Source organism: Sphingobacterium sp. UBA5639 (genome assembly GCF_002421245.1).
GTDB classification, from domain to species: domain Bacteria; phylum Bacteroidota; class Bacteroidia; order Sphingobacteriales; family Sphingobacteriaceae; genus Sphingobacterium; species Sphingobacterium multivorum.
Genome location: NZ_DIJR01000031.1, coordinates 58,889 through 83,754 on the forward strand (window position 1 = coordinate 58,889; position 24,866 = coordinate 83,754).

General features: G+C 39.0%; 20 protein-coding genes. 9 read left to right on the forward strand and 11 right to left on the reverse strand.

Annotated elements, in window-relative coordinates; genetic code table 11:
• Positions 1 to 113 precede the first annotated feature (113 nt).
• The 6 genes from B4Z90_RS19840 to B4Z90_RS19865 all read right to left on the reverse strand — a co-directional run bounded on the left by B4Z90_RS19840 (position 114) and on the right by B4Z90_RS19865 (position 9,976).
• On the reverse strand, positions 114 to 1,139 hold the full coding sequence (locus tag B4Z90_RS19840) for a hypothetical protein (protein WP_145330277.1): 1,026 nt from the start codon (positions 1,137 to 1,139) through the stop codon (positions 114 to 116).
• Complete coding sequence (locus B4Z90_RS19845; RefSeq protein ID WP_145330279.1) at positions 1,130 to 1,417, reverse strand: hypothetical protein; 288 nt, start codon at positions 1,415 to 1,417, stop codon at positions 1,130 to 1,132. Before B4Z90_RS19845 ends, B4Z90_RS19840 begins: the two co-directional genes overlap by 10 nt.
• A 517-nt stretch (positions 1,418 to 1,934) precedes the next feature.
• Positions 1,935 to 3,425 (reverse strand): SusD/RagB family nutrient-binding outer membrane lipoprotein, encoded by a 1,491-nt coding sequence (locus tag B4Z90_RS19850; RefSeq protein ID WP_075991327.1) that lies wholly within the window; start codon positions 3,423 to 3,425, stop codon positions 1,935 to 1,937.
• A 13-nt stretch (positions 3,426 to 3,438) separates the two neighbouring features.
• Positions 3,439 to 6,675 carry a SusC/RagA family TonB-linked outer membrane protein gene (locus tag B4Z90_RS19855; RefSeq protein WP_286803094.1) on the reverse strand — a complete coding sequence of 1,079 codons (3,237 nt, stop codon included), beginning with the start codon at positions 6,673 to 6,675 and terminating at the stop codon, positions 3,439 to 3,441.
• Between the two features lie 647 nt (positions 6,676 to 7,322).
• Positions 7,323 to 8,594, reverse strand: a complete 1,272-nt coding sequence (gene serS, locus B4Z90_RS19860; RefSeq protein ID WP_286803096.1) for a serine--tRNA ligase — start codon at positions 8,592 to 8,594, stop codon at positions 7,323 to 7,325.
• A 308-nt stretch (positions 8,595 to 8,902) separates the two neighbouring features.
• Entirely contained in the window at positions 8,903 to 9,976 is a 1,074-nt protein-coding gene (locus tag B4Z90_RS19865) for a class I fructose-bisphosphate aldolase (protein WP_145330286.1), read from the reverse strand.
• A gap of 111 nt (positions 9,977 to 10,087) precedes the next feature.
• Here B4Z90_RS19865 and rsmI point away from each other — a divergent pair, with 111 nt between their 5' ends.
• From rsmI to B4Z90_RS19885, 4 genes are all read left to right on the forward strand, one after another.
• Positions 10,088 to 10,753, forward strand: coding sequence for a 16S rRNA (cytidine(1402)-2'-O)-methyltransferase (gene rsmI, locus B4Z90_RS19870; protein ID WP_175441977.1), 666 nt, complete (start codon positions 10,088 to 10,090; stop codon positions 10,751 to 10,753).
• A gap of 36 nt (positions 10,754 to 10,789) precedes the next feature.
• Positions 10,790 to 11,551: a PH domain-containing protein gene (locus B4Z90_RS19875; protein ID WP_286803099.1), complete on the forward strand. Its 762-nt coding sequence runs from the start codon at positions 10,790 to 10,792 to the stop codon at positions 11,549 to 11,551.
• A 23-nt stretch (positions 11,552 to 11,574) separates the two neighbouring features.
• Positions 11,575 to 13,200 carry an apolipoprotein N-acyltransferase gene (gene lnt / locus B4Z90_RS19880; protein WP_286803101.1) on the forward strand — a complete coding sequence of 542 codons (1,626 nt, stop codon included), beginning with the start codon at positions 11,575 to 11,577 and terminating at the stop codon, positions 13,198 to 13,200.
• A gap of 208 nt (positions 13,201 to 13,408) precedes the next feature.
• Positions 13,409 to 14,545, forward strand: a complete 1,137-nt coding sequence (locus B4Z90_RS19885) for a cysteine desulfurase family protein (protein ID WP_286767042.1) — start codon at positions 13,409 to 13,411, stop codon at positions 14,543 to 14,545.
• Between the two features lie 171 nt (positions 14,546 to 14,716).
• On the opposite strand, the gene B4Z90_RS19890 is transcribed toward B4Z90_RS19885, so the two are convergent.
• Positions 14,717 to 15,136 carry a copper resistance protein NlpE gene (locus B4Z90_RS19890; protein ID WP_286803115.1) on the reverse strand — a complete coding sequence of 140 codons (420 nt, stop codon included), beginning with the start codon at positions 15,134 to 15,136 and terminating at the stop codon, positions 14,717 to 14,719.
• A gap of 84 nt (positions 15,137 to 15,220) precedes the next feature.
• Positions 15,221 to 15,553, reverse strand: coding sequence for a tetratricopeptide repeat protein (locus B4Z90_RS19895; RefSeq protein ID WP_088160446.1), 333 nt, complete (start codon positions 15,551 to 15,553; stop codon positions 15,221 to 15,223).
• A 402-nt stretch (positions 15,554 to 15,955) separates the two neighbouring features.
• Here B4Z90_RS19895 and B4Z90_RS19900 point away from each other — a divergent pair, with 402 nt between their 5' ends.
• The 5 genes from B4Z90_RS19900 (at position 15,956) to B4Z90_RS19920 (ending at position 21,211) form a co-directional block, all read left to right on the forward strand.
• Complete coding sequence (locus tag B4Z90_RS19900) at positions 15,956 to 16,693, forward strand: electron transfer flavoprotein subunit beta/FixA family protein (protein ID WP_286803116.1); 738 nt, start codon at positions 15,956 to 15,958, stop codon at positions 16,691 to 16,693.
• A 20-nt stretch (positions 16,694 to 16,713) separates the two neighbouring features.
• On the forward strand, positions 16,714 to 17,688 hold the full coding sequence (locus B4Z90_RS19905) for an electron transfer flavoprotein subunit alpha/FixB family protein (protein ID WP_075991316.1): 975 nt from the start codon (positions 16,714 to 16,716) through the stop codon (positions 17,686 to 17,688).
• A gap of 115 nt (positions 17,689 to 17,803) precedes the next feature.
• Complete coding sequence (locus B4Z90_RS19910; RefSeq protein WP_088160444.1) at positions 17,804 to 18,430, forward strand: bifunctional nuclease domain-containing protein; 627 nt, start codon at positions 17,804 to 17,806, stop codon at positions 18,428 to 18,430.
• Between the two features lie 45 nt (positions 18,431 to 18,475).
• Positions 18,476 to 19,846 carry a nucleoside permease gene (locus tag B4Z90_RS19915; protein ID WP_075991314.1) on the forward strand — a complete coding sequence of 457 codons (1,371 nt, stop codon included), beginning with the start codon at positions 18,476 to 18,478 and terminating at the stop codon, positions 19,844 to 19,846.
• A gap of 39 nt (positions 19,847 to 19,885) precedes the next feature.
• Complete coding sequence (locus tag B4Z90_RS19920; protein WP_286803118.1) at positions 19,886 to 21,211, forward strand: mechanosensitive ion channel family protein; 1,326 nt, start codon at positions 19,886 to 19,888, stop codon at positions 21,209 to 21,211.
• Positions 21,212 to 21,631: 420 nt separating this feature from the next.
• Here the strand turns inward: B4Z90_RS19920 and B4Z90_RS19925 are convergent, their stop codons facing one another.
• From B4Z90_RS19925 to B4Z90_RS19935, 3 genes are all read right to left on the reverse strand, one after another.
• Positions 21,632 to 23,191 (reverse strand): calcineurin-like phosphoesterase family protein, encoded by a 1,560-nt coding sequence (locus B4Z90_RS19925; RefSeq protein WP_286776699.1) that lies wholly within the window; start codon positions 23,189 to 23,191, stop codon positions 21,632 to 21,634.
• 345 nt (positions 23,192 to 23,536) lie between these two features.
• Positions 23,537 to 24,040, reverse strand: coding sequence for a hypothetical protein (locus B4Z90_RS19930; RefSeq protein ID WP_236560122.1), 504 nt, complete (start codon positions 24,038 to 24,040; stop codon positions 23,537 to 23,539).
• A gap of 91 nt (positions 24,041 to 24,131) precedes the next feature.
• Positions 24,132 to 24,704 carry a C40 family peptidase gene (locus B4Z90_RS19935; RefSeq protein ID WP_286768378.1) on the reverse strand — a complete coding sequence of 191 codons (573 nt, stop codon included), beginning with the start codon at positions 24,702 to 24,704 and terminating at the stop codon, positions 24,132 to 24,134.
• Between the last annotated feature and the right edge of the window lie 162 nt (positions 24,705 to 24,866).

The window sequence follows — 24,866 nt, forward strand, 5'->3', positions numbered from 1 at the left end:
TTATTAAGATGCATTGCTCTTTATCATTTTCAAATTTAGCATACGAAAGAGATCTGATAGGTTTTAGGGAAAATACAAAAAAAACCTAGAGTCTTAGTCTAGGCTTTTATATTCTAGTTTTTAATAGGTCTTGCTGGTAATATTCTTAATATACGAGATTTTTCCATTACACCACACTCTCCATTCGATCTAATATAGATTTCGACATCGTCTCCTCTTCCTTTGTCCATCAAAGGATAATTTGTCGGAACTGAAATTTTAAAAGTATATTTATCTACCTGGGTGGTAATTAGATGAGGTGAATCTACCGACCAATTTACGTTTGTATAATCCATACCAGGTTCTGGTTTAAAATAGAAGTAATTATCATTCCATCCTTGCTTGATTCCAACTGGCCCATCTATTGTACCTTTCATTTCAGAACTTACTTCAATAGGATAATTGAATACTTTTCCCTCATAAGTTGATCTAAGGATGACCGTTCCTACAGCATTTCCAATCCTAATGACTTTCCACTGATTATTCCCTAATGATGTCAATGTAGCAATACCAGCTGCGTTTTCAAGAGTTACTTTATAAGGATTTGTAATTGTGTAAACACTTTCTCCACATGTGGAATTTGATCCGCTAAAACTGGAAGCAGGAATTTCATCTGGATTAAGAGCAAAAGGCCTTGTGCTAGCGTAATACCACTCGGTCCATCCATTTGTAGTCTCAGGGTCAGGATAGCCTTCTTTATAATATCTCCACCTAGCTTGCACATCCACAACTGGATTACTAACTGTCACAGTATTTGCTGGAACTGTAAAATCTTTCTGAATCATTTGTGAAAATGTTCCTCCAGACGGCCAATCAGCATTAGTGAAAGGAGCCGTTACCAAAACAACCTCCTGATTATCTTTATAGTAGAATAACTTAGCTTCTCCTTTCACAGGTAAGCCAGACCAAGGGGCAATTGCTGGTTTGGACATCATGAAATAAAATCTCATAGCGGTAGGAGCATTATATTTTAAAAATATGACGTTTCCTTTAAAAGAAACGTTTGTAAGCCCAGCCGATTCTAACCTAATTCGTTGTCCAAATCCTAAATTACATAAGGAAATAAATAAAATTGCAATAAAAAATCTTCTTATTTCCATAATTTGCCAGCTTTAGCGGTTCTTAAATCAGTGGCAAACTTGTCCATATTCATGGAAAAATTGAGATAGTCTATGTTCAAGGTGTGAGTCTTTGAATTGTAGTGAATACTGTCTTTTGGTATATTCAGTATTTTCGAGGTAGTGGTGTAAACAAAGTCTTTTCCGAATTCTTCGCCATCAATTACAATAGTCTCTTCTTTAGGTTTTACGGCTTCTTCTTTCTTACACGCGCTAAAGCCTAGCCCTAGCAGTGCAATAAACATCAAATATCTTTTCATTTTTATATAAGTTTGCAAGCATACTAATTTTAAATACATTTTATATGCCTATTGGTTAATTCTACACAAAAGTGTGTACTGATAAACCGTACCGAATATTTTAATCGGAGCTTTTAGCTATTTAACTAGAATCATAAAAAATAAGAGCTACTTATTTTTTCAACCATTCGGTAGAGATGTTGTAATGTACATTATTTACTTTTTTTGGCCTTCCTAACAACAAAATGATAATTTTCAGAAAACTATCACTTTCGAGATCTATTATTCAAATATTCTCTTGAATAAAACAAACCTAGTCACCTTTATTAAACTAAACATGGATGAAACAGGATATTATAGAAAGCACAGTAAAATAATTGGGATTTCCTTGTGTTTTTTGATGAGCCAGAAAATATGTCGGGGCTCAACCCCAAATTTTTCCAATAAAATTAAGTATGGATATCCCTGCTATTTATAGCGAAAAAAAGCGGCAATTTCTTTCGAAATTGCCGCTCCCACAAGCATATAATCTAAGAGACTACTTAACGTCCCACCATACCGGTGTATAGATTACAACGTTACCTGGATAATTGCTATTTGTTGTTGCTTCACTAAGTGCGTAAGGCATGCGCAAAGGCATTCTGTCTTCACCTAAAGTTGAAGCTGCAGATTTAACAAAGAAGGTTGGATACCCCGTTCTTCGCCATTCAGTCCAAGCTTCGAAGCCTTGGAAACCACACATTGCATAATACTTTTGTGTGATAATAGCTTTTACTTTAGCCTCCACATCGCCAGTGAATTTAGCATCTGGCGCATCAGCAATATATTTGGCAGCATCTGCGGCGTTACCTGTTGCCTTAAAGCTCTCTGTAATACCAGCACTATATAAGCTCTGTGCATCTCCCGTTCCCCAACCTCTTACAACTGCCTCAGCCTGTAAGAACAAACTTTCGCTTGCAGAAAACAGTTTTACTGGTGCTACTGCAGATGTTTGACTCATGGCATTACCTCCAACCATTGGAGAAGGAGTAGATACTAATTTTTTTGAATTACTTGAATACGTCCCTTGAGCAATGTAAGCAATTGTATCCTGTATCTTTGGTTCGTTCGTTTCTGGATCTGTGTATTCAACTTTGTCATAGAAAGCAAATCTGCGAGGATCATTATTTTTGACAAAAGCTTGCACAACGGTTCCACTAGCTACAACATTTTGAGTTTTTCCTAAACCAACCATTTCATTGTAGAAAGGATTTTCATTACCCCCTGTTGTTGTATAAGTGATTGTCGCATCTTGATTCAAGAAAACAGCATTGCTCGCATAAAGTGCTTTAATACCTGCAGCAGCTTTGGTTGCGTTCACATTAGAAAGGCGTAAATAAGCTCTTAATTTTAAGGTATTAGCAAAAGCCTTCCATTTTTCAAGATCGCCATTGAAAATCATATCCTGACTTGCTACTGGAATTGCTTGTTTCACAGCTAGTAAAGATAGTCCTTTATCAATATAATTAAAAATTGAATCGTATACAACTTCCTGAGCTTCATATTTTGGACTCAAATTTCCATCAGCCTTTGATGCTTCAGAAAGCGGAATATCCCCGAAAGCATCGGTTGCAACCTGATATGCATAAGCTTTCAAAATGTGAGCGATACCTTTATAATTTTCGTTATCCGCCACTTTTGAATTGATAATCAATTCAGCGTTGTTTAAAGTTCCCCTGTAGATATTACCCCAAACTCTATCCATAGAAGTATTGGTGATTCTATACTGATCGATAACTCTATATTGAGAAGACGTTGGGTTTTGTGTCCAATACTGTCCCCAAATATTACCAAATACCTGAAAAGAATTTCCAACCACCTGACTGATTGAGGCTTCTACTGTCGGCAATAACAAACTAGGTGTTGCTGACTCCGGGTTATTTGGATTCTCATTGATATCCAAGAATTTATTACATCCAGTCAAGCCCATTGTCGCAACTAAAGCCACAACTAGGAATTTCTTGGTATTATTAAATTTTATAGTTTTCATACTTTATTCGCTTTTAAAATGAAACTTTAACATTAATGCCATAGTTACGCAGTGAAGGTTGTGCGGTAAAATCAAAACCTTGTGCATTACCAGCACCTGATGAATTCACCTCCGGATCAGCATATTTATTTTCGCTTGGCGTCCAGATAAACAGGTTATTTCCAAACAAACCAATAGAAGCAGCTCCAAAAGGCGTGTTTTTCAATTGATTTTTCGTGAATTTATAGCTCAGTGTCAAGTTACGAAGCTTGATGTAAGTTGCGTCCACTACATTCATTCCAGACTCCAGTGAACCATAGTAATTTTGCTTATCGTAGGTTACCGATGTATTTTCAATAGAGTTTCCGTTATCATCCAAGTAGACAGAATTTGGGAAAATCTGTGCAATTCGCTCACCACCGGTTTCAGCAGATGTTCCAACGAAAGCCATGATATCTTTTGTTCTTGAAAAGAATACACCGCCTTGTTTTGTATCAAATAAAGCACTCATTGACCAATTTTTGTAGGTCAGGTTAGTACCCAAGGATGCTTGGAAATCTGGATTATAGGTACCTAAATATTGTGGTTTTTCAGTAGCTAATGGCATACCGGATGCCTGATCTACAATCGTACGACCCTGAGCGTCCGTAGCATTTGTAACTCCATAAAACTCACCATATGGACGACCTACCGCTGCCACGATATTCATACCAGAGAAACCACCGACAGAAACCTGTTCTACACCGGGCATCAATTCGATAACTTTACTGTTATTTTTTGTGAATGTTCCAAACAATTCCCATGTCAAATTCTCTGTTTTCACCGGTGTTCCTCTCAATGTCAATTCAACACCATTATTTTGGACCTTACCAGCATTTACCAAGGCAAATCCGTAACCTGTTGAAACTGGAATTGGAATACTTAGGATTTGATTTTTCGAATTATTTTTGTAATAAGTGAAATCTGCGTAAAGACGATTATTTAAGAAACCTAATTCAGCACCTACTTCGAATGATGTTGTGATTTCAGGTTTCAAACCTGCATTTCCAATTGTATTACTTGACATCAACGCGGATACGTTTCCAAATGGAAAAGTTGTTGAACCAAAACCGCCAGCAATCGTACTTCTAGAGAACGTTGTAATTAATTGATATGGATCTGTATCTGAACCAACTTGCGCCCAGTTTGCACGTAATTTGGCATAATTGAACTTGCTCTTCAATTCAGGTTTAAACAATTCAGATAGAACAAATGATCCACTTACGCTTGGGTAAAAGAAAGAATTATTTTGTTTTGGCAAAGTGGATGACCAATCGTTACGTGCTGTAGCTTGTAAATAAGCTATATTTTTATACGAAACATTCAAATCTCCATAAACACCTACTAAACGACGATTGCTCCAAGTATCTTCGATTAGATCCAATGGACCATTCGAGTTAGCTAAATTATACCAACCTGGTACTACAAGTCCTCCACTTGAATTGGTAGCAGTGCTATTATTCGAAGTTTTGCGTTGACGAATATTATTACCAATCATAAATGATGCATCCCAGTCCTCATTAAATTTATGAGTAGCGGTTGCCATGAAATCATGTACAATTTCATTCACATTAAATTGATCGATTCTATAACTTCCTGGATCCGTTTGAACGTTTCCTTTCACATAATTACCTGTAGAGTTATCAGCAGGCAGGTAGCTATATTTTGGAGACTGCGCTCTTCTACGATCGGTATAATTGTCTAAACCTACACGTTCTTGAAATGTTAACCATTCGGTCGGCTTATAATTCACATTGAAGTTCCCCATAATGCGGTTCACATCATTGTAATTATTATAATTCGCTAATACCCAATAAGGGTTCATGGTATAAGCACCGTAATAACCGTATACATCATCATGCAAAACACCGTTTGCATCCGTATATCCATACGCATTATACGGATTTGAAAGATCTTTCAATCCTTTAACATCAATATCGCGCGGGGTCTGCAATAGGTTGTTATAAACAGAACCGCCACCTTGGCCACCACCGACATTGTTACTGTTAATACGGCTATAATTTACAGAAACACCGGCACTGAATTTATCAGAGAATTCCGTGGTTCCATTAAATCTGACACCATATTTATTGTAGTTATCTTTCTTCCCAGGATAAACACCATTTGAATTCAAGGCATTTAATCCCAGATAGAATGTAGACTTTTCTGAACCGCCTGAAAAACTAAGGTTATTGTCAGAAGCAATACCCAGATCAAAGAAATCGCGTACATTATCTTTTACTGCAGAATAAGCTTTCTTCTGGCGAACGCCATCTATCGCCTGTCCCCATTCTTGAACATTGCCTGTAAAAGGAGCTCCCCACGAACCATTTTCCCTCGGATCATTCACATAATCAATAAAAGCTCCTGTCTTTTCATCAAATGCAGCATAGCCTTGTCCGTATTCATTTTGAAATTCAGGTAACTTCAAAATAGAAGACAATGTATTGGTGGAGCTAAATGTAATGGCACTTTTCGCACCTTTTTTTCCACTTTTCGTTGTAATGATCAACGCACCATTCGAAGCTCTTGAACCATACAATGCCGCCGCCGCAGGGCCTTTTAATACGGTCACGGATTCGATATCATCCGGATTGATATCATTACCACGGTTACCAAAATCCACACTTGAAAGATCACTTGATCCACCAACTTTACTTGTATTATCAATCGGCGTACCATCAACAACAATCAGTGCTTGGTTATTTCCAGCAATAGAAGAACCACCACGTAATACAACACGAGATGAACTACCTGGAGAATTTGATGTAGAGGTAATGTTTACCCCTGCAACTTTACCAGCTAAAGAATTGATCGCACTCGAATTACGGCCTTCTGTCAATTCGTCGCTCTTAATTGTTGGCGCAGAATAACCTAACGAACGTTTCTCCCTCTTAATTGCATTTGCTGTAACAACAACTTCTTCCAAAGCATTGTCATGATTTACTAAAGAGACATTGAATACAGTACTGTTGTTATTAACAATAATCGTTTTATCATCAAAACCAACGGAACGGAATACGACAACCTTACCTGCCGGTACATTCAGAGAGTAATTACCGTTAGCATCAGTCTGCGTTGCCTGATTAGTTCCTTGTACAACTACTGTCACCCCTGGTATTGCTTTACCGTCAGCAGATGTAACACGACCACTAATCTTTTTTTCTTGAGCGAATGCAACCGAAGTCAGAATCATACCGCCAACAAGAAAACTTAGTAATGTTTGTTTCATGTTTTAGTTAGTTAATTTTATTATTTTTTCTAATCCTATATATTGATATAAATTATATCCGTTATCATAACCGTCTAAACATAAATTGCCTAGACAATAAACAGCAAAAAACATATCATGCTATTGCAGTTCATTTAGTAACAGTTGAAAATATTTTTGGAAAAGCGGGCCCCAGGTAGATGTAGGGTCAGTCCTTAGATAAATATCCAGCTGTAAAATTTGCTCTTTTCAGCATTTACAGTAAATTATAGTTAGTGCGATTTTTATTAGCGGTGTCAAATATAGAAAGCCAAAGTTGCTTTTACAAGTTTTTTAACATAATCTATCGTTAGCAGGAAATACCGCAAGAATAAGTTCACAATTTTACAAATCGTTACAAAAGAAGCATTATAGAATAAAAAGTCATCAAACAATTTCCGGACAGAATTTTATACGGAATGAACCAAAATTAACAAAACATTAACAATGTTATAAGAAAACGTTAACATGCTATTCTATTATTTTTCATAGGAAAATTATAGTTAATTTATAATGATTCTAAACATCTAAAAATCGAGTTATAACAAAAAAAGACGCTCTACCTTCTCAGGCTGAGCGTCTTTCACTGTCATGTTAAATAAGTGCAAAAGCAACTTATTTATTGTTATTTAATCGATATACTCAAATTTAGTGTACGGAACCAAAACTCCAGGAATCTTAATTCCTTTTTCTGTTTGATTATTCTCCAATATCGCTGCGACTATACGTGGCAAAGCTAATGCCGAACCGTTCAAGGTATGTGCCAGCTGCATCTTGCCATCAGCATTCTTAAAACGGACTTTCAAACGATTCGCTTGATAAGTTTCAAAATTGGAAACGGAAGATACCTCTAACCAACGTTTTTGAGCAGAACTATACACTTCCATGTCATAGGTCAATGCAGAAGTAAAACTCATATCTCCACCGCAAAGGCGCAATACACGGTAAGGAAGCTCTAATTTCTGCAACAGACGCTGTACGTATAAACTCATTTCCTCGAGCACTTCATAAGACTTTTCAGGATGTACAAGTTGCACCGTCTCCACTTTGTCAAATTGGTGTAGTCGGTTCAATCCACGTACATGTGCCCCGTATGAACCTGCTTCACGACGGAAACATGGTGTATAAGCACAATGTTTAATTGGAAACTGTGCTTCTTTCACAATCTCGTCTCTATAAATATTGGTGACCGGAACTTCAGCTGTAGGGATCAAATACAGATTGTCGTTACCCACATAGTACATCTGTCCTTCTTTATCCGGTAATTGTCCCGTAGCAAATGCAGAATCTTCATTGACCAAGATAGGTACCTGTACTTCCTCATATCCTTCTTCTGCTGCCTGATCTAAAAAGAAATTGATCAATGCGCGTTGCAATTTAGCGCCTTTACCTTTATAGATAGGAAAACCTGCACCGGCAACTTTTACGCCAAGCTCTAAATCAACAATATCATATTTGTTCAACAATTCCCAATGCGGCAATGCATCCTCCGACAATGCAGGGATTTCGCCATGGCTCAAAACAACTTCATTGTCCTCAGCACTTACACCTGCTGGAACGGATTGATGCGGTAAATTAGGTAATTGTACGATCTTCTCATTCAATTGTGCCTCAATTGTACCCAATTGATCTAAAAGTTGCTTCACTTGCTCTTTATATCCCGAGGATTTGGATTTAACGGTTTCAGCTTCTTCTTTTTTACCTTGGCGCATCAGATCTCCAATCTGTTTTGCTGCCGCATTAGCCTCTGCCGAAAGTGCGTCCGATTCCGATTGGATCTTACGGCGATCTTCATCTAAACTGATGATTTCGTCGACCAATCCAATTTCCTTGAAATGCTTGACAGCCAATCTTTCGATTACCGTATCCCTGTTCTCACGGATATAATTTAATTGCAACATAATATAAATGTGTTATTTAAAATAGTGAACAAACTTAGATAAATTTGCCTTTATATACAAGCTATTTTATTCCTAAACCACCATTCAAAAGGCTTTTTGACTGCTTTACGGCACTCTATTTCCATCGCACCGGTTAACATTCATCAACCCATTGAAGGTCTGTCTTCAATGGAATAGATCTTTACAAACCCTTATCCATAGAAAAAGCGTATCGATTAAATGCTTAATCGATACGCTCTACAATTTGATTTATACTTGCAAACCCTATGCTGAGACTCAACCTGATGAACTCAGGGGTCGCGCATTTGCTAAGCTATGCTTACTTCGTCGCATAAATAAACATCCTGAATGGCATGTAATAATGCGACACCTTCATTCATTGGCTTTTGGAAAGCCTTACGGCCAGATATCAACCCTGTGCCGCCTGCACGCTTGTTGATAACCGCAGTTTTTACAGCTTCCTGGATATCATTCTGTCCCGAAGCTCCACCAGAATTGATCAAGCCAGCCCGACCGGCAAAGCAATTAAGCACCTGGTAGCGGCATAAATCAATAGGATGATCGGAAGAAAGCTGCGTATACATGCGTTCATCCAGCTTTCCATAACTACTTTTCCCCATATTTAATGCTTTAAAGCCACCGTTCAATTCGGGTAGTTTTTGCTTAATAATATCCGCTTTGATCGTTACGCCCAAATGATTGGCCTGTCCAGTCAGGTCTGCAGCTAAATGATAATCTTTATCACCTACTTTAAACGCCGAGTTGCGCAGATAACACCACAACACAGTGGCCATCCCCAAAGAATGTGCTTCCTCAAATGCTTTTGCAACTTCGATAATCTGACGGTCTGATTCCTCAGATCCAAAATATATGGTCGCCCCTACCGCAACTGCCCCCATATTCCAGGCTTCGCGAATTGTTCCGTACAGGATCTGGTCGGCTCGATTGGGATAAGTCAATAGTTCATTATGATTGATTTTAACCAGAAACGGAATCTTGTGCGCATACTTTCGGGCAACGGCTCCTAAAACACCAAAGGTAGATGCCACGGCATTGCAATTTCCTTCCAAAGCTAGCTTGACAATATTTTCCGGATCAAAATACTGCGGGTTTGGTGCAAAGGAAGCTCCCGCACTGTGTTCGATTCCTTGATCCACAGGCAATATCGAAAGATACCCGGTATTGGCTAACCGTCCCGTTCCAAAAAGCTGTCCCAAACTCCGCAAGACCTGCGGGCTACGATCACTCGAAGTATAGACCTGATCGATAAAACTTGCCGCCGGTAGGTGAAGCATTGATTTGGAAACCGCGGGTCGATCGAATTCTAACAAATAACTCGCTTCAGCACCTAAGTGTGCTTGAATTTTTTCAATGTATTGCATAATTTATTTAAAATAAAGTGATGGAGTTTACCATTATCTTTAAAATAAAACTCCAAAAAGCACAGAATGTTTTAGCGCATATTATATAGTAAAAAAAACTTAACTTTGACCATGTTATATTTAGTTCCGACACCTATTGGCAATCTGGAGGACATGACGTTTCGTGCGATCAATGTCCTGAAAGAAGTGGACCTCATCTTAGCAGAGGATACCAGGACCAGTGCTCCGCTTTTAAAACATTTTGGAATCGACAAAAAAGTATTTGCGCATCATCAGCACAATGAACATAAAGCGGTATCTGAAATCATTAAATTTCTGAAAGAAGGGCAAAATATTGCTTTGATTTCGGACGCAGGGACACCGGCGATCTCAGATCCGGGTTTTTTACTGGTACGTGAGGCCATCAAAGAAGGGCTCGAAGTACAGTGCCTACCAGGTGCAACAGCTTTCGTGCCAGCGCTTGTCAATTCGGGGCTTCCCAACGACCGTTTTTGCTTTGAAGGCTTTCTACCCGTAAAAAAAGGAAGGCAAACGCGCTTAAAAGCTTTGGCAGAAGAAAAAAGAACAATGATCTTCTACGAATCACCACATCGTATTCTCAAAACCATAGAAGAATTTATCACCGTTTTTGGACCAGAAAGACAGGGGTCGATATCACGTGAGTTGAGCAAACTCTATGAAGAAAATGTTCGCGGAACATTAACTGATTTAAAATTACACTTTGAAAACAATCCGATTAAAGGAGAATTTGTATTTTGTGTAGCGGGATTGGAATAAATTTTGACAATCTTTAGGTATTAAAAAGTATTTGACATGAATATGGAACAATTTGCACAGGACGGGCAGGACATAAAAATCATTGAAAAATTGGTGACTAAAGTCCAGGATATGCTTACTCCAGGAGAAAAAATAGATTATATCGCAGTTCAAAAGAAACCTGCTGTAACCATTTTACCGGATAGTATCACGATTAGTAATAAACGCATTTTTATGTGCGAATTTACCAAACTGGGCTTGGCCACTGATTTTGAAATCTTCGGCTGGCAAGACATCAAGGATATTGCTTTTAAGGAAGAAATATTTGGTTCAAAAGTGACTGTTATCCCTTTTACAGGAGAAAATCTGAGCATAGATTATATCCCGAAAGTTCAGGCGAGAAAGCTTTATCAATATATCAAAGCTGCACTTGAAAATTATAAAAAAGCCGAACTGGTCGCCGAAAAAGAAAAAATAGTCATTGCTCCAACAGTTGCAAAGGAAGTGATCATCGAGCGACAAGAAAGTAATACAGCGGTTCAGCCAGCAGTTACAGCGCCTGCTCCATCGGCACCACAGTCCTATATATCGGGCCAGCCAACTCCACCGGCGCCAATTCAGGCACAGCAACCGACCGGATCAACCCCTACTGTTCCTCCCGTTTCGGCAGCCCCTATTGTCCCACCTGCTCCCGCCAAAGAAGAGGAAGATGATGAAATTACCTTAAAGCTCAAAAAATTAAAAACACTCTTCGACAAACAATTGATTACCCAAGAGGAATACGAGAGTAAAAAGAGAGAAGTTTTATCCAGTTTATAATCATAAATGGGAGAAAATATATAGTGAAAAATAACTATCTACTGGCACTTTTAAGTGCCTTTTTATTGTGGTTCGGCTGGCCTCCAATCCCCTATTCCAGTCCATTGTTATTTATTGGGTTTGTTCCACTACTCATTGCAGTGGAAAATATTATCCGGAGTGAAACATTCAAAAAGAAAGGCCGAAAAATATTTCTTACTACAGGACTCACCGCAGTTGTCTGGAATACGGCCTCTATTTATTGGGTATACAACTCCATTTCGGCAGTTATGCCGCCTTTTGCAGCTGTTATCATCAGTCTGATCCCTTTTTGCCTTGGCGCCGCTTTAATGGCGTTAGCTTTCAGGCTTTATGGGCAATTACGACGTAAAACGAACATTCTGTTATCCCTTTTCGGATTAATGGGATTCTGGATAAGCTATGAATTTCTACACGAATCCTGGGATTTAGCCTTCCCTTGGATGACTTTGGGCAATGGTTTCGCCAGTTTTCATCAATTGATCCAATGGTATGACATCACAGGGGTCTATGGCGGAACAATATGGATCTGGCTCGTCAACATCTTGGTATTTACACTTTACCTCAATCGAAAAGGACTTTATCCGATCAAACGTAAGATCTTTCCGATAGCTTCTTTAGCTGCAGTCTTATTAGTTCCCAGTACCTACTCGCTGATACGTTACTTCAAGTATGAAGAACATCAGAATCCGGCACAGATTGTCGTCGTACAGCCTAATATTGACCCTTATATTAAATTCAATTTAAGTCCTGAAGAACAATTAAATACCTTATTCTCTTTATCAAATTCGGTCGCCAAACCCAATACAGAGTTTTTTATCTGGCCTGAAACTGCGCTTTCACAGAACGGCGATTTTGATGAGGAAAACTTTAGGGAAACGTATTCTTACCAGCGCATTTTAAAATTTTTAGATCAATATAAAAATGGCAATGTACTTTCCGGTATTGAAAGTTATCAGCTGTACAACTATGCAAAAACACCTACTGCGCGTGAAATAGCTCCTAATGTATATCAAGATAATTTCAATGCCGCAACATTGATCGATTATTCCTCCAAACTTCAGTTTTACCATAAGTCCAAACTCGTTCCGGGCGTAGAGCAAATGCCTTTTGGGGCAGCGATGAACTTCCTGAAACCTTTATTTAAAGCATTCGGTGGTACGACGGGTGGCTACGGAAAACAGACTGAACCTTCCGTATTCTATGCCCAGAGCGGTATTGGTGCCGCACCCGTTATCTGTTATGAATCCATCTGGGGCAATTATGTTTCCAAATACGTCAAAAAAGGCGCTCAGTTTATTGCCATTATCACTAATGATGGCTGGTGGGGCAATACTTCGGGTAAAGACCAGCATTTACAGTATGCCAAACTGCGTGCGATTGAAAACAGGCGCTGGGTTGCCCGATCGGCAAATACAGGGATTTCAGGCTTTATCAATCAACGTGGCGATATTGTACAGCAGACTAAATGGTGGCAGCCTGCGGCCTTAAATCAGGAAATTAATTTAAATGAAGAAATTACGTTCTACACGCAAGCAGGTGATATCGCTGCCTATTTGGGTTTGGTGCTCGCACTAGGAGGAATTGTGATACTCATCGTGGTCAGACCAAAAGAGAACTTGTCTAAATAGAAAAGTAGCGCCAAACTGAAGTAATAGATTGGCGCTATTTTTTTCATCAGAGCGGAAAAATACTCATCTTATTCCTTTCCAGGCAAAAGAGCCTAATTCTGATGAGACCCGCTACGCCAGCACTGTCAGCTACAATTAGAAAAATAAAATGATAAAAATAAGTCATTTAATACCTCTAATTTACTTGAGAGATTTGTAATTTTGCAGCATGCAAGTATATTTTGATAATGCAGCGACTACAGCCTTAGATCCTGAAGTAATAAAAGTAATGGTCGATGTGATGAACAATAACTTTGGAAATCCATCTTCTATCCATAGTCACGGACGACAAGTAAAAACAATTGTAGAAAAAGCACGTAAAACGATCGCCAATCTACTTCATGTATCTCCAGCAGAGATCTTCTTCACATCGGGCGGAACCGAGGCGGACAATATGGCCATCGTTCGGTCAATCGCCGACTTTGGAATAACCCATGCCATCACCTCACCTATTGAGCACCATGCGGTATTGCATACGTTAGAGGAGTTGGAGAAAGCTGGTAAGGTACACCTTGATTTATTGGAAGTTGACCAGAAAGGTAATTTAAATCTCAACCAGCTGGAAGAACTTTTAACTACCAATCCGCGTACTTTTGTTTCCATTATGCATGCCAATAATGAGATCGGAAATCTCAACGATATTCAACGCATCGCCGAGTTATGCCAAAAGTATAATGCGATATTCCATTCGGATACTGTACAGACCATGGGTCATTACCCACATGATCTTGGCAGTCTGAAAATAGATTTTATAACCGGAGCTGCCCATAAATTCCATGGCCCGAAAGGAGTTGGTTTTCTTTATATTAATGCCAACAACAAAATTAAACCATTGATCTACGGTGGAGCACAAGAACGTAACATGCGTGGCGGAACAGAAAATGTCTATGGAATAGCGGGTCTTGCCAAAGCTTTGGAACTTGCCTATGAGCACATGGAAGAACACCGCGCTTATATTCAAGGACTCAAATCTTATATGATCGACGAGTTGCAAAAAGCAATCCCCGAAATTGATTTTAATGGTGTTATTGAACCAGAAAAATCACTGTATACCGTACTAAATGTTTCTTTCCCATGTAGTGACCTTGCTGACATGCTTTTATTCAACCTGGATATTGCAGGGATCTCTTGTTCTGGTGGCAGTGCCTGCAGCTCAGGAACAGACATCGGATCGCATGTATTGGGTGCAATCAAATCAAGCTCGGAGCGTCCTTCGGTTCGTTTTTCATTCTGCAAGCATAATACAAAGGAAGAAGTCGATTTTGTGGTAGCAACCTTGAAAGAACTTTGTACAAAGAACAAATAACATTTCCAGATATAGCTTCAAGGATGACCCGCAAGTGAAGAAAAAAATCTCAAGCTTGTAGCAATAAGAACTTATTCGATAGCCGAAAACAGCTATACATCCAAAAACATAAAAAAGCCGAAAGTATACTTTCGGCTTTTTTATGTGTTAATATAGCCCTTAGGCTATATATCAATTTTTTGTCAAGACATAATATTTGGAAATATCACCCGTAATATCATTTCCGGAAAGATCCAGCTGGCTGAGTATCCGATTTCCTAATTTGAACTTATAGTCGACGCCGTCCAATGTAATGATGTTGCCATCCAATTTCCATTTTCCTTCACGCATAAACACATCATCACTTTTATTAAGGTATTTAGATGAATATTGGTAGGTGTTGTCTGCATGCAATAAAATAAGCGTTTCTATACCATCACAATCCGCACAAGGCATGACACCTCTATATTCACCAATCACTACTTCCGCCTTATCCCTACCTTTTAGGTCCTGTAAATTATCTTTATAGACCGCAACACTTTGTTTGGGATTATCACATCCCACCATTCCAATTGTCAACAACAAACCCACAATCCAAATAAACCTTTTCATCTCATTCCAAATTCAAAAAAATCAGCATCTAACAGTTACACCAATAAATTCATAACAAATTAAATACCAAAAATTTAGAAAAGATTAAAAATCATCTTCATCGTCGTCTGTCAAGAATGATAATGCACCTTGTAACTCGCCCAAAGCATGGAAATTACGTGTCTTCCGAGCGATCTCAATTCCGGATCTATAGGTATCAATCGCGGACGCCTGTTTATTTAATTTTTCGTACAATTTGCCCAAATGATAGTAAGTTCCTACATAATCCGGATTTGTATGTACTAAATTCTCAAATCTTAGCATGGCCTCTTGTTCATCTTCCTGCTTGAGATATTCAGCTGCAATTGCATATTTTAAAAAAGGATCTTCGGGGCTCTCTTTCAAAAATTCATTCAGTTGATCCAATCGTGTCGACATATCTTTTTTATTTCAAACTTAGACAAATTGCATTTTATATGCAATTTAATTGTGTATCCCCCTCTAACAATTCCGCATCTCTCCATATCACACGAAAGCTTTTTATAAACAGGAACCCCGAATGAGCTGCTATGCTTTCTAAAATTACTATGCTAGCATATAAAATGACAATTTACTGACGCAATAAATCCATTATCAAGAACCGGCTATTTAAAATAAAAAATTACAAAAAAGACAACAAAACACCTAAATATTACATCATATCAAAAAAAATACACGAAAACAACTGGTGAAATTAAAAATTCATCAAAATAACAAGACGACTCTTTAACAGAATTTAAAACGCCTTAGCGCTTTTTAATTGAAAGAAAATATGGTAAGTTTGAGTAAAACCAATCGTATATGAAAATATTAGTTTGTATAAGTAATGTCCCTGACACTACATCCAAAATCACTTTTACAAATGACAACACTGCATTTAATACAGCTGGTGTACAATTCATTATAAACCCTTATGATGAAATTGCTTTATCCAAAGCAGTTGAGTTGGCTGAAGGTGGAAAAGGAACCGTAACTGTCATCAATGTGGGCGATGCATCTACAGATGCAACCATTCGAAAAGCATTGGCAATTGGCGCAGACAATGCTGTACGGATTAACGCCGCTCCACGCGATGCTTGGTTTGTTGCTAATCAGATAGCAAAGTATGCCAAAGACAATGCATTTGACTTAATTTTAACTGGCCGCGAATCCATCGACTATAACGGTGCTCAAGTGGGGGCAATCGTAGGAGAACTGCTGCATATCCCTTCTGTTTCCATTGCCAAAAAAGTTGATATTGCGGGCGACGCAGTCACAGTTGAGCGCGAGATTGAAGGCGGAAAAGAAGTATTGACAGCAAAGCTGCCAATCGTCATTGGTACAGCAGAAGGTGTTGCCGAGCCAAAAATACCTAATATGCGTGGTATTATGAGTGCGCGGACCAAACCATTGGATGTGCTGGAACCTTCCACTATAGACGTTCTTGAACACATTGTCAGCTATGAGACACCTGCTCCGCGCGGTTCGGTCAAACTTGTTGACGCTGCCGAGGTAGAAAAATTAGTTTCTCTTCTTCACGACGAAGCTAAAGTTATTTAATCTTTAAACGCTAAAACACCATGTCTATACTCGTATATGTAGAAAATACCGATGGAAAATTCAAAAAATCTGCTTTTGAAGTTGTTTCTTATGCAAAATCCATCGCCGATAACATACAGACTGATCTTGTTGCGATTTCAATTGGAAATGTCGCTGGAGACGAACTTGCTGGCTTGGGCAAGTACGGTGCTTCCAAAGTATTAAATGTCGACAATGAGCGACTAGCTTCTTTTGTAAACCAAGCGTATGCAAGCATCATTGCTGAGGCCGTAAAAAGTACCGGTTCAAAAATACTTGTGCTGTCCAACTCATTCTCAGGTAAGGGACTCGCTCCACGTATTGCAGCCAAATTAGAGGCTGGTCTGGCCGATGGCGCACTCGAATTGCCGAAAATCAATGGCGACAAACTGACTGTCAAAAAAACAGCGTTCTCCAATAAAGCGTTCGCTACGCTCGAACTATCCTCGGATATAAAGGTCATCGCACTAAGCCCGAATGCATATGAAACAAAAGAGACCGGTGGTAGCGCAACTGTCGAAACTTTTGCTCCCAATATTGACCAAACAGATTTTACAACGATGGTCAAAGAGATTGTTCGAGCAACAGACAAAGTTTCCCTGCCCGAAGCTGAAATCGTCGTCTCCGCAGGCCGTGGTTTAAAAGGCCCCGAAAACTGGGGTATGGTGGAAGAACTTGCAGACGTCCTTGGTGCAGCTACAGCATGTTCAAAACCCGTATCTGATGCAGGCTGGCGCCCGCATTCGGAGCACGTAGGCCAAACAGGTATTGTTGTTAGCCCCAATCTCTACATTGCTATCGGTATCTCCGGAGCAATACAGCATTTGGCCGGAGTAAGCTCTTCTAAAACAATCGTTGTCATCAATAAAGATCCAGAAGCGCCCTTTTTCAAAGTGGCCGATTATGGAATTGTAGGCGATGCTTTCGACGTCGTTCCGAAATTAACGCAGGCATTGAAGGCTTACAAAGGTATTTAAAGCTTTCTTCCGATATATTCTCCCCATTTATCCAAAATGAATGGGGAGTTTTTAGTTGTTATAATTGCATATAAAAGCAAATTTATCTAAGTTTGTAGACCGCTTTGGAATTAAAATGAAGAAAATCAGATTAGATATCGTTGGTTTATCCTATAGTCAAACGCAATCTGGGGCTTATGCTCTTGTATTGGGAGAAGTGGAGGGCAACAGAAGATTGCCCATCATTATCGGCAGCCACGAGGCTCAAGCTATTGCTATTCGGATAGAGAAAATGATTCCTAGTCGTCCGCTGACACACGACCTATTTCAATCTTTTGCAGATTCTTTTGGTATTAAACTCATTGAAGTACTGATCTATAATTTGATTGAAGGGATATTTTATGCTAAAATTATCTGTTCCGACGGCAACAAGATTGTCGAGATTGATGCCCGCACATCCGATGCCGTTGCACTGGCTGTACGGTTTGAAGCTCCGATCTATGCCTACGAATTTATTATGTCCTCTGCTGGAATTATCATTGAGGGACATGAGTTCGCATTTTTGGAAAACCTAGACAAGTCCAACAAAGTTCAGGATCCAAGTGTTGTTGAGATCGAAGAAAAAACACCTTCAAAATCCCCACAAAATCCTTTCTCCACGTTGACAGATGAGCAACTGGAGCAAGCACTTAATCAGGCATTGACCGAAGAAAACTACGAGCAGGCTGCATTGATTAGGGATGAGATTTCCAAAAGAAAATAACTCCTTTCATTAAAGCGAAACAAAAATTTTAAATAACATCGATTTATGTCTATTAAATTAAGATTGACCATTATGAGCTTCTTTCAGTTTTTTGTCTGGGGAGCATGGTTGATTACAATAGCAAACTATTGGTTTGGCACAAAACAATGGGATGGTACACAATTTGGAGCTATTTTTGCAACAATGGGGATCGCTTCTTTATTTATGCCTACCCTGATGGGAATAATCGCCGATCGTTGGATAAATGCCGAGAGATTATATTTTATTCTTCACTTATGTTATGCGGGTGTTTTATTCTATTTACCTCAGGTAAATGATCCAAACACCTTTTTTTATGCGATGCTTGCGGCAATGTGTTTTTATATGCCGACTTTGGCCCTATCCAACTCCATTGCATATACGGCATTAAATGAAAATAACTACGATTTGGTCAAGGCATTCCCCCCCATCCGGGTTTTCGGAACCATAGGTTTTATCGTCGCCATGTGGATCACCAATTTAACAGGCAACAAGGCCACAGCTTATCAATTTTATATCGCCGGAACCGCAGCTTTGGCTTTAAGCCTCTATGCTTTTACATTGCCTAAATGTCCACCGAAGAAGTTACAACAGGAAGATGCTTCCTGGACACAACTATTAGGCTTGGAAGCATTTAAACTTTTTGGAAATTATAAAATGGCTTTATTCTTTATTTTTTCCATGTTCTTAGGTGCGGCACTCCAATTGACCAATGCCTACGGTGATGTGTTTTTGGATGAATTTAAATTCTACCCTAAATTTGCAGAATCTTTCGTTGTGAAATATTCGACCATCATTATGTCGATTTCACAGATATCCGAGACACTTTTTATTCTTGCTATTCCATTTTTCCTCAAAAGATTCGGTATAAAAAAGGTCATGCTGATTTCGATGTTTGCCTGGGTATTACGTTTTGGATTATTCTCATTTGGTGACCCTGCAGGTGGACTTTGGATGATTGTATTATCCTGTATCGTCTATGGTATGGCATTTGACTTCTTTAATATCTCAGGTTCTTTATTTGTTGAAACCTCCACAACATCACGCATACGCAGCTCGGCACAAGGCTTATTTATGATGATGACAAACGGTTTCGGTGCCGTTGTAGGCAGTTTTGCATCGGGTTGGATCATTGACCACTACTTTACCAAAAGTTTTCAAAACAGCAAAGATCTCGCACAATACCTGGATACAACAATTGATAATACCCATTTTCTACATTTTTTGCAGGAAAAGAGTATTTCCATATTACCTGACGGCATGTTAAGTGGTAATCTCATGCTAAAAGACTGGCATGACATCTGGCTTGCATTTGCCATCTACACCTTGGTTATAGCAATCTTCTTTGCTGTATTCTTTAGACATAAACACGAGCGTGAACCGCTAAACTCAAAATAACCGAAAGCCGCTAATTGCGGCTTTTTGTATATTTGTAACATGCAAAGCACAGCAACGGAATTATTCAAAGATTCCCAATCCTACATCTATAACTGGACATTTCAATGGATTAAACAACTTGGTCTTGATAATCAGGGGAGCCACTTTGTGAACTCGATCCTTTTACTCTTACTGGTTATCCTGTTTTTGATCGTCATTGACTATTTCACCAAAAGAACGTTACTCCTGTTAACAATCAAAGCCATCAGGCGAAGTACAAATCGCTTTGATGATCTACTGATCCGCAATAAAACGCTGAAACTTATTGCTCATTTTGTTCCGATATTAGTGGCACAATATATCATGCCCATTATCTTCATGGGTTTTCCAACCTGGAAAGAAAACAGCAATAAAATACTTGACATAGCAACGACCGTCGTCAGTTTACTGATTATCCATTCGCTTCTGAAAAGTTTACGGGACATGCTGCGCATGAAGAAATCTTTTGCCGACAAGCCCCTGGAAAGTTATTTACAGGTGTGCCAGATTATCCTATTATTTATCGGTGGGACGATCTGCTTTTCGATATTGACTGGAAAATCTCCCTGGTCTTTCTTATTATCCTTGGGTGCCGCATCCGCAATTCTGATGTTGGTATTCAAAGACACTATACTAGGATTTGTTGCCAGTATACAAGTTTCGGCCAATGACTCCATCCGTGTCGGAGATTGGATAGAGATGCCCAAATATGGCGCCGATGGAACGGTCAAAGAGATTAACCTCAATAATGTAAAAGTACAGAACTTTGATAAGACCATTACGACGATACCAACACATACGCTATTGTCGGATTCGTTCAAAAATTACAGGGGCATGCAGCAGTCGGGCGGTAGGCGCTTAAAGCGGGCCATAAATATCAAAATTTCCACGATTCGATTTTTAGAAAATGAAGAAATTGAAAAACTCAAAAATATACAGATCCTGCGGCCGTATATCGAAGAGCGCGCCAGGACAATTGACCAATTCAACACCCAACAGCAAATAGATCAGTCAAGCCCCATAAATGGTCGCAAAATGACAAATCTAGGGATGTTCAGAGCTTACACACTCACCTATTTACGTCAAAACCCCAATATCCACAAGACCATGCCCCTGATGGTGCGTCAGCTTGCTTCAACCGAACACGGTGTTCCAGTCGAACTTTATTTCTTTGTAAACGATATCCGCTGGGAATATTACGAAGGAATTGTTTCGGATGTATTCGACCACCTATTTGCCGCCACAAAATACTTCGACCTGGAGATCTTTGAAAATCCGGCATCGGATGATTTTCGGCGTGCTATCCGGCATAAAAGCCTTCATGACTTCGCAGACCAACAACAATAAAAGCGAACGGAATGTTCTTTCTGGCCAATAACGTCAGACACTTTCAGAAGAAAATATCGCTGTCGAACCAAGTGTTCAGCCGAACTATGTGTTCATATATTGCTAAGGTTCATACCAAACGAATTACCAGGCAAAACCTTGTCTGCATAAATCAAATGAACTGTAAGAACAGGCCAGCCGAGAAGCAGTTAAATGCTGGTATCGTAAGATAGCCTAAAAGGTATAAAACAGTGAAAGGTAATCTGGGGAGATTACCTTCACTTTAAAAACAAACTAAATTTTCAGACGTGTTTCACAACAGATCTACACATTAACCCTAACTCTTTATGAATCAAAAATTACTCTACACAAATATAGGATCGTTATGTTAAGTGCATCTTAAGCTATCTTTAAACTTAAAACAACTCTACAAATGGTTATTTATCTCACCTCAATAGTCTTTGTTGCCAGGTGTACTCTATTGAAAAGATCAATCGCCTGAACCTCAATCTGATATTTACCAGCTTTAAGTTTGGGCAAATTAGCTGTCCACAGATGACTGGATTTTTCGGGGTTCGAAGGTCTACGCGTATTCTTTAATTCAGTTGCTGTATCGTATTTAGCAAGAGAATTTAGGAATGCCGGATCGTTTTCATTGACAAAATCCATTTCCTTCCATTCGCCCTGATTGATTCTATACGTTACCTTGTCACCTTCCTTTCCAATGAAAAAATTAGCGTATATCGGATATCTCTTTGTGTATTTTTCTGGAACGACCGATGCGCCATATAAATCGATCTGATACGTTGCTGGCTTACCGACAACCTTATAATCAAAACTGTATTGGTTGCCCTCGATTTTTAAGATGGCATACCCTTTTGGTGTACCGTCCCGCATTGTAGAAACAGGAATTCCCTTTTCATTCAACTCGCCTGAATACCAGTCGCCAGAGGTCGTACCCACATTATACTCGTGATGTGGCTTTTCTTGTTTCCATCCTTCGTTTTGCCCATAAAAATATTGCCGCTGAAAGTGTGTATGCGCGGATAAAGACAAGGTATGCTTAAATGGAGCCAAAATATCGAACAGACGTTGTCTATCTTCGTTACGAAAGACATCCGAGTTTTGATGGTATAAAGGAATATGAAATGCCAACACAATCAATTTATCTTTAGCAACGTTTTTTAAGTCATTTTCCACAAAATCAAGCTGATCTTTACGGAATCCGCCTAAATAACCTTTACCTGTCCGTGGATTCGGATAAATGATATTATCAAGAATGATAAAATGCGTATTTCCATAGTTGAACGCATAATTATTGGGGCCAAACGTCCGCTCGAACGATTCATCGGAGAGGCTATCCACTTTAGCATCATAGTTCATATCGTGGTTTCCCATGACATTATACCATGGCAAGCCCATCGTGGAAATCACCGATTTATATTTTGGCTGAAGTGAAAGATCGTCTCCCACCAAGTCGCCTAAGCTTATTCCGAATTTCGCAATTGTCTTATCGGAAATTTCATTGATCACACCATTTTTGAAATAGGCCAGTTCTTCCTCCGTGTAAGCCTGTGGATCACCAAAAACAAAAGCTGAAAACTTAGGATCCTCATCTTGTTGATACATTGCAAAATTTACAGCAGCAGGGATTTTTCCTGTAGCAGCAACAGCAGGGTATTTTGAAACTGGACTACCGTTTACCTTATGGATATAATAGAATTTTGGGTGGTTATTTTCATCCAAGGGCAAAGCATAGCCTGTTGGTTTAACCACAAAAATGATGTTGTCATTTCCAACGGGCAATTGGTAATTACCATCTTTATCAGTCGTTGTCACTTCACGCCCGTTACTAACAGAAACAGACGCAATGCCTTGTTCATTTTTATCTAATTTTCCGTTCTTGTTTGCGTCCAGATAAACTTTTCCTTTTGCAAAATCTTGCGCCTGCACAGCGTTTACGCATGCCCAGGAAATTGCTAGTGCCAAAAATGCTTTCATATGAAATTTTGTTTTGGCGCTAAAGTATTCGATTCAGGTTAACAGAGTATAAAGAGAATATAAAGAATTTATCAAAAAAACAAAGGAAGCCATTTAATACTCCTGTATTAATTAATCCATATTTGACAGTATCGTTATAGGGACTTTATCCGTGTTTTATACGTATTCATCCGAATGAGGTCCCTATCAGGTCCCTATTAAGTCCCTATAAAATCCCCATTAACATATATGTTGTTGGCCGGTTAAATCCTTCTTCCATCCTTTGTTTTCAGACGGATATTCGGCACAAAAAAAGAGAAACCAATGACTTGATTTCTCTCTTTACCCTTAGGGCCTATTTCTTAACTATCTGGCTTGCGCAGTTGCCAACATGCGGTTGACTTCATCGATCATTGATTTTGCTGCATCGTGCATCCGAGGGTTGCCTGCAAAATCTGCATCCAAAGTGATATGCTTGGACTTATCTTTATAGTTGAACTCTAAATAAAAACGTGGGACTTTAGAATTTGTTGAATCCTGCTGCCATTCAGGACCGGTCATATCAGTATCCAAGTTCCAAAAGCCGAGCTCCATTGCTTTGCGATGCAGGTATAATAAATCGTCTTTTGTAAATTTTACAGTATCGGTAATTAGAGAATCTTTTTTGTCTAAATATTTATAGATACGTGTTTTTGAATTGTATTCGTTGACCATGTGGTTCGGCTCGCCATATTTGAATTCAATGGATTCAAAATCGGCAAAACGAAAAGGGGCATTTTTGATCATATTACTGTAGTAATAAACACAATACATCAAAAACGGCACAATAATACAAAGGCCCAAAAAAATCTTCTTACTCTTGATTGTCATTTCTATAAAATTTTGACAAAAATAAGGATTTATACAGGGTATAAAAGTTTATATCAAGATATGACATAAAACCTACATGAAATTCACGCGTTTAGATATTGGGAGAGCCCGCGTCAACAAAGGTCTTCGCATACCAACTGTCGGAAAGATCAGAGATAATAACACCTTTCCGTGTCGAAACATGAACGAACTTATTATTATGCAGGTATACACCAACATGATCTATTCCATTTCGTCCGAAAGAAAAAAACACGAGATCTCCTTCTTCAAGTTTATCGACCTTTTTTCTCTTTACTATTCCTTCCATGTCACGCGAAGTCCGCGGCAAATTCCCTTTGTATACTTCAATATAGAGCAGATTAACAAATCCCGAGCAATCTACCCCCGATTTGGTCTGTCCACCCATACGATGCGGTATCCCCATCCAATCGTCAATAAAGGAATAAAGATGCGGATTTAGTTTTTTGGCACTCACATTGAGCAAGTCTGCATAATTGTCAAGTTTGGATCCCGAAAAAGTTTTTCCACGCGCTGAGCTCGCATCTGTCAAAACCGAACCATTGGAAGAATGTGTTTTGGAGCTAAGTACCTTTTTCTTCGTTGAACAACTGCTCAAAAATAGAACTGCACCTAAAAAGAAGATAAAATAAGATCTGACACCCATGCTGTTCGATTTACGTTCTTGCTTAACAAACTTACTTGCATAACAAACTTAATTAAATTGCTGTTGATATCCAATAAATTTGCTTGCCCCCGGAGATTGCTTTTCTTGATAAGAACGTCAGATAAGAAAAAGAATTGTTCAGAAATCGTAACTTTGACGCCT

Bases quoted from the DNA above. Each gene is read 5' to 3' on its own strand.
- B4Z90_RS19840 (WP_145330277.1), bottom strand. From the start codon at position 1,139: ATGGAAATAAGAAGATTTTTTATTGCAATTTTATTTATTTCCTTATGT.
- B4Z90_RS19845 (WP_145330279.1), bottom strand. From the start codon at position 1,417: ATGAAAAGATATTTGATGTTTATTGCACTGCTAGGGCTAGGCTTTAGC.
- B4Z90_RS19850 (WP_075991327.1), bottom strand. From the start codon at position 3,425: ATGAAAACTATAAAATTTAATAATACCAAGAAATTCCTAGTTGTGGCT.
- B4Z90_RS19855 (WP_286803094.1), bottom strand. From the start codon at position 6,675: ATGAAACAAACATTACTAAGTTTTCTTGTTGGCGGTATGATTCTGACT.
- serS (WP_286803096.1), bottom strand. From the start codon at position 8,594: ATGTTGCAATTAAATTATATCCGTGAGAACAGGGATACGGTAATCGAA.
- B4Z90_RS19865 (WP_145330286.1), bottom strand. From the start codon at position 9,976: ATGCAATACATTGAAAAAATTCAAGCACACTTAGGTGCTGAAGCGAGT.
- rsmI (WP_175441977.1), top strand. From the start codon at position 10,088: ATGTTATATTTAGTTCCGACACCTATTGGCAATCTGGAGGACATGACG.
- B4Z90_RS19875 (WP_286803099.1), top strand. From the start codon at position 10,790: ATGAATATGGAACAATTTGCACAGGACGGGCAGGACATAAAAATCATT.
- B4Z90_RS19885 (WP_286767042.1), top strand. From the start codon at position 13,409: ATGCAAGTATATTTTGATAATGCAGCGACTACAGCCTTAGATCCTGAA.
- B4Z90_RS19890 (WP_286803115.1), bottom strand. From the start codon at position 15,136: ATGAAAAGGTTTATTTGGATTGTGGGTTTGTTGTTGACAATTGGAATG.
- B4Z90_RS19895 (WP_088160446.1), bottom strand. From the start codon at position 15,553: ATGTCGACACGATTGGATCAACTGAATGAATTTTTGAAAGAGAGCCCC.
- B4Z90_RS19900 (WP_286803116.1), top strand. From the start codon at position 15,956: ATGAAAATATTAGTTTGTATAAGTAATGTCCCTGACACTACATCCAAA.
- B4Z90_RS19905 (WP_075991316.1), top strand. From the start codon at position 16,714: ATGTCTATACTCGTATATGTAGAAAATACCGATGGAAAATTCAAAAAA.
- B4Z90_RS19910 (WP_088160444.1), top strand. From the start codon at position 17,804: ATGAAGAAAATCAGATTAGATATCGTTGGTTTATCCTATAGTCAAACG.
- B4Z90_RS19915 (WP_075991314.1), top strand. From the start codon at position 18,476: ATGTCTATTAAATTAAGATTGACCATTATGAGCTTCTTTCAGTTTTTT.
- B4Z90_RS19920 (WP_286803118.1), top strand. From the start codon at position 19,886: ATGCAAAGCACAGCAACGGAATTATTCAAAGATTCCCAATCCTACATC.
- B4Z90_RS19925 (WP_286776699.1), bottom strand. From the start codon at position 23,191: ATGAAAGCATTTTTGGCACTAGCAATTTCCTGGGCATGCGTAAACGCT.
- B4Z90_RS19930 (WP_236560122.1), bottom strand. From the start codon at position 24,040: ATGACAATCAAGAGTAAGAAGATTTTTTTGGGCCTTTGTATTATTGTG.
- B4Z90_RS19935 (WP_286768378.1), bottom strand. From the start codon at position 24,704: ATGGGTGTCAGATCTTATTTTATCTTCTTTTTAGGTGCAGTTCTATTT.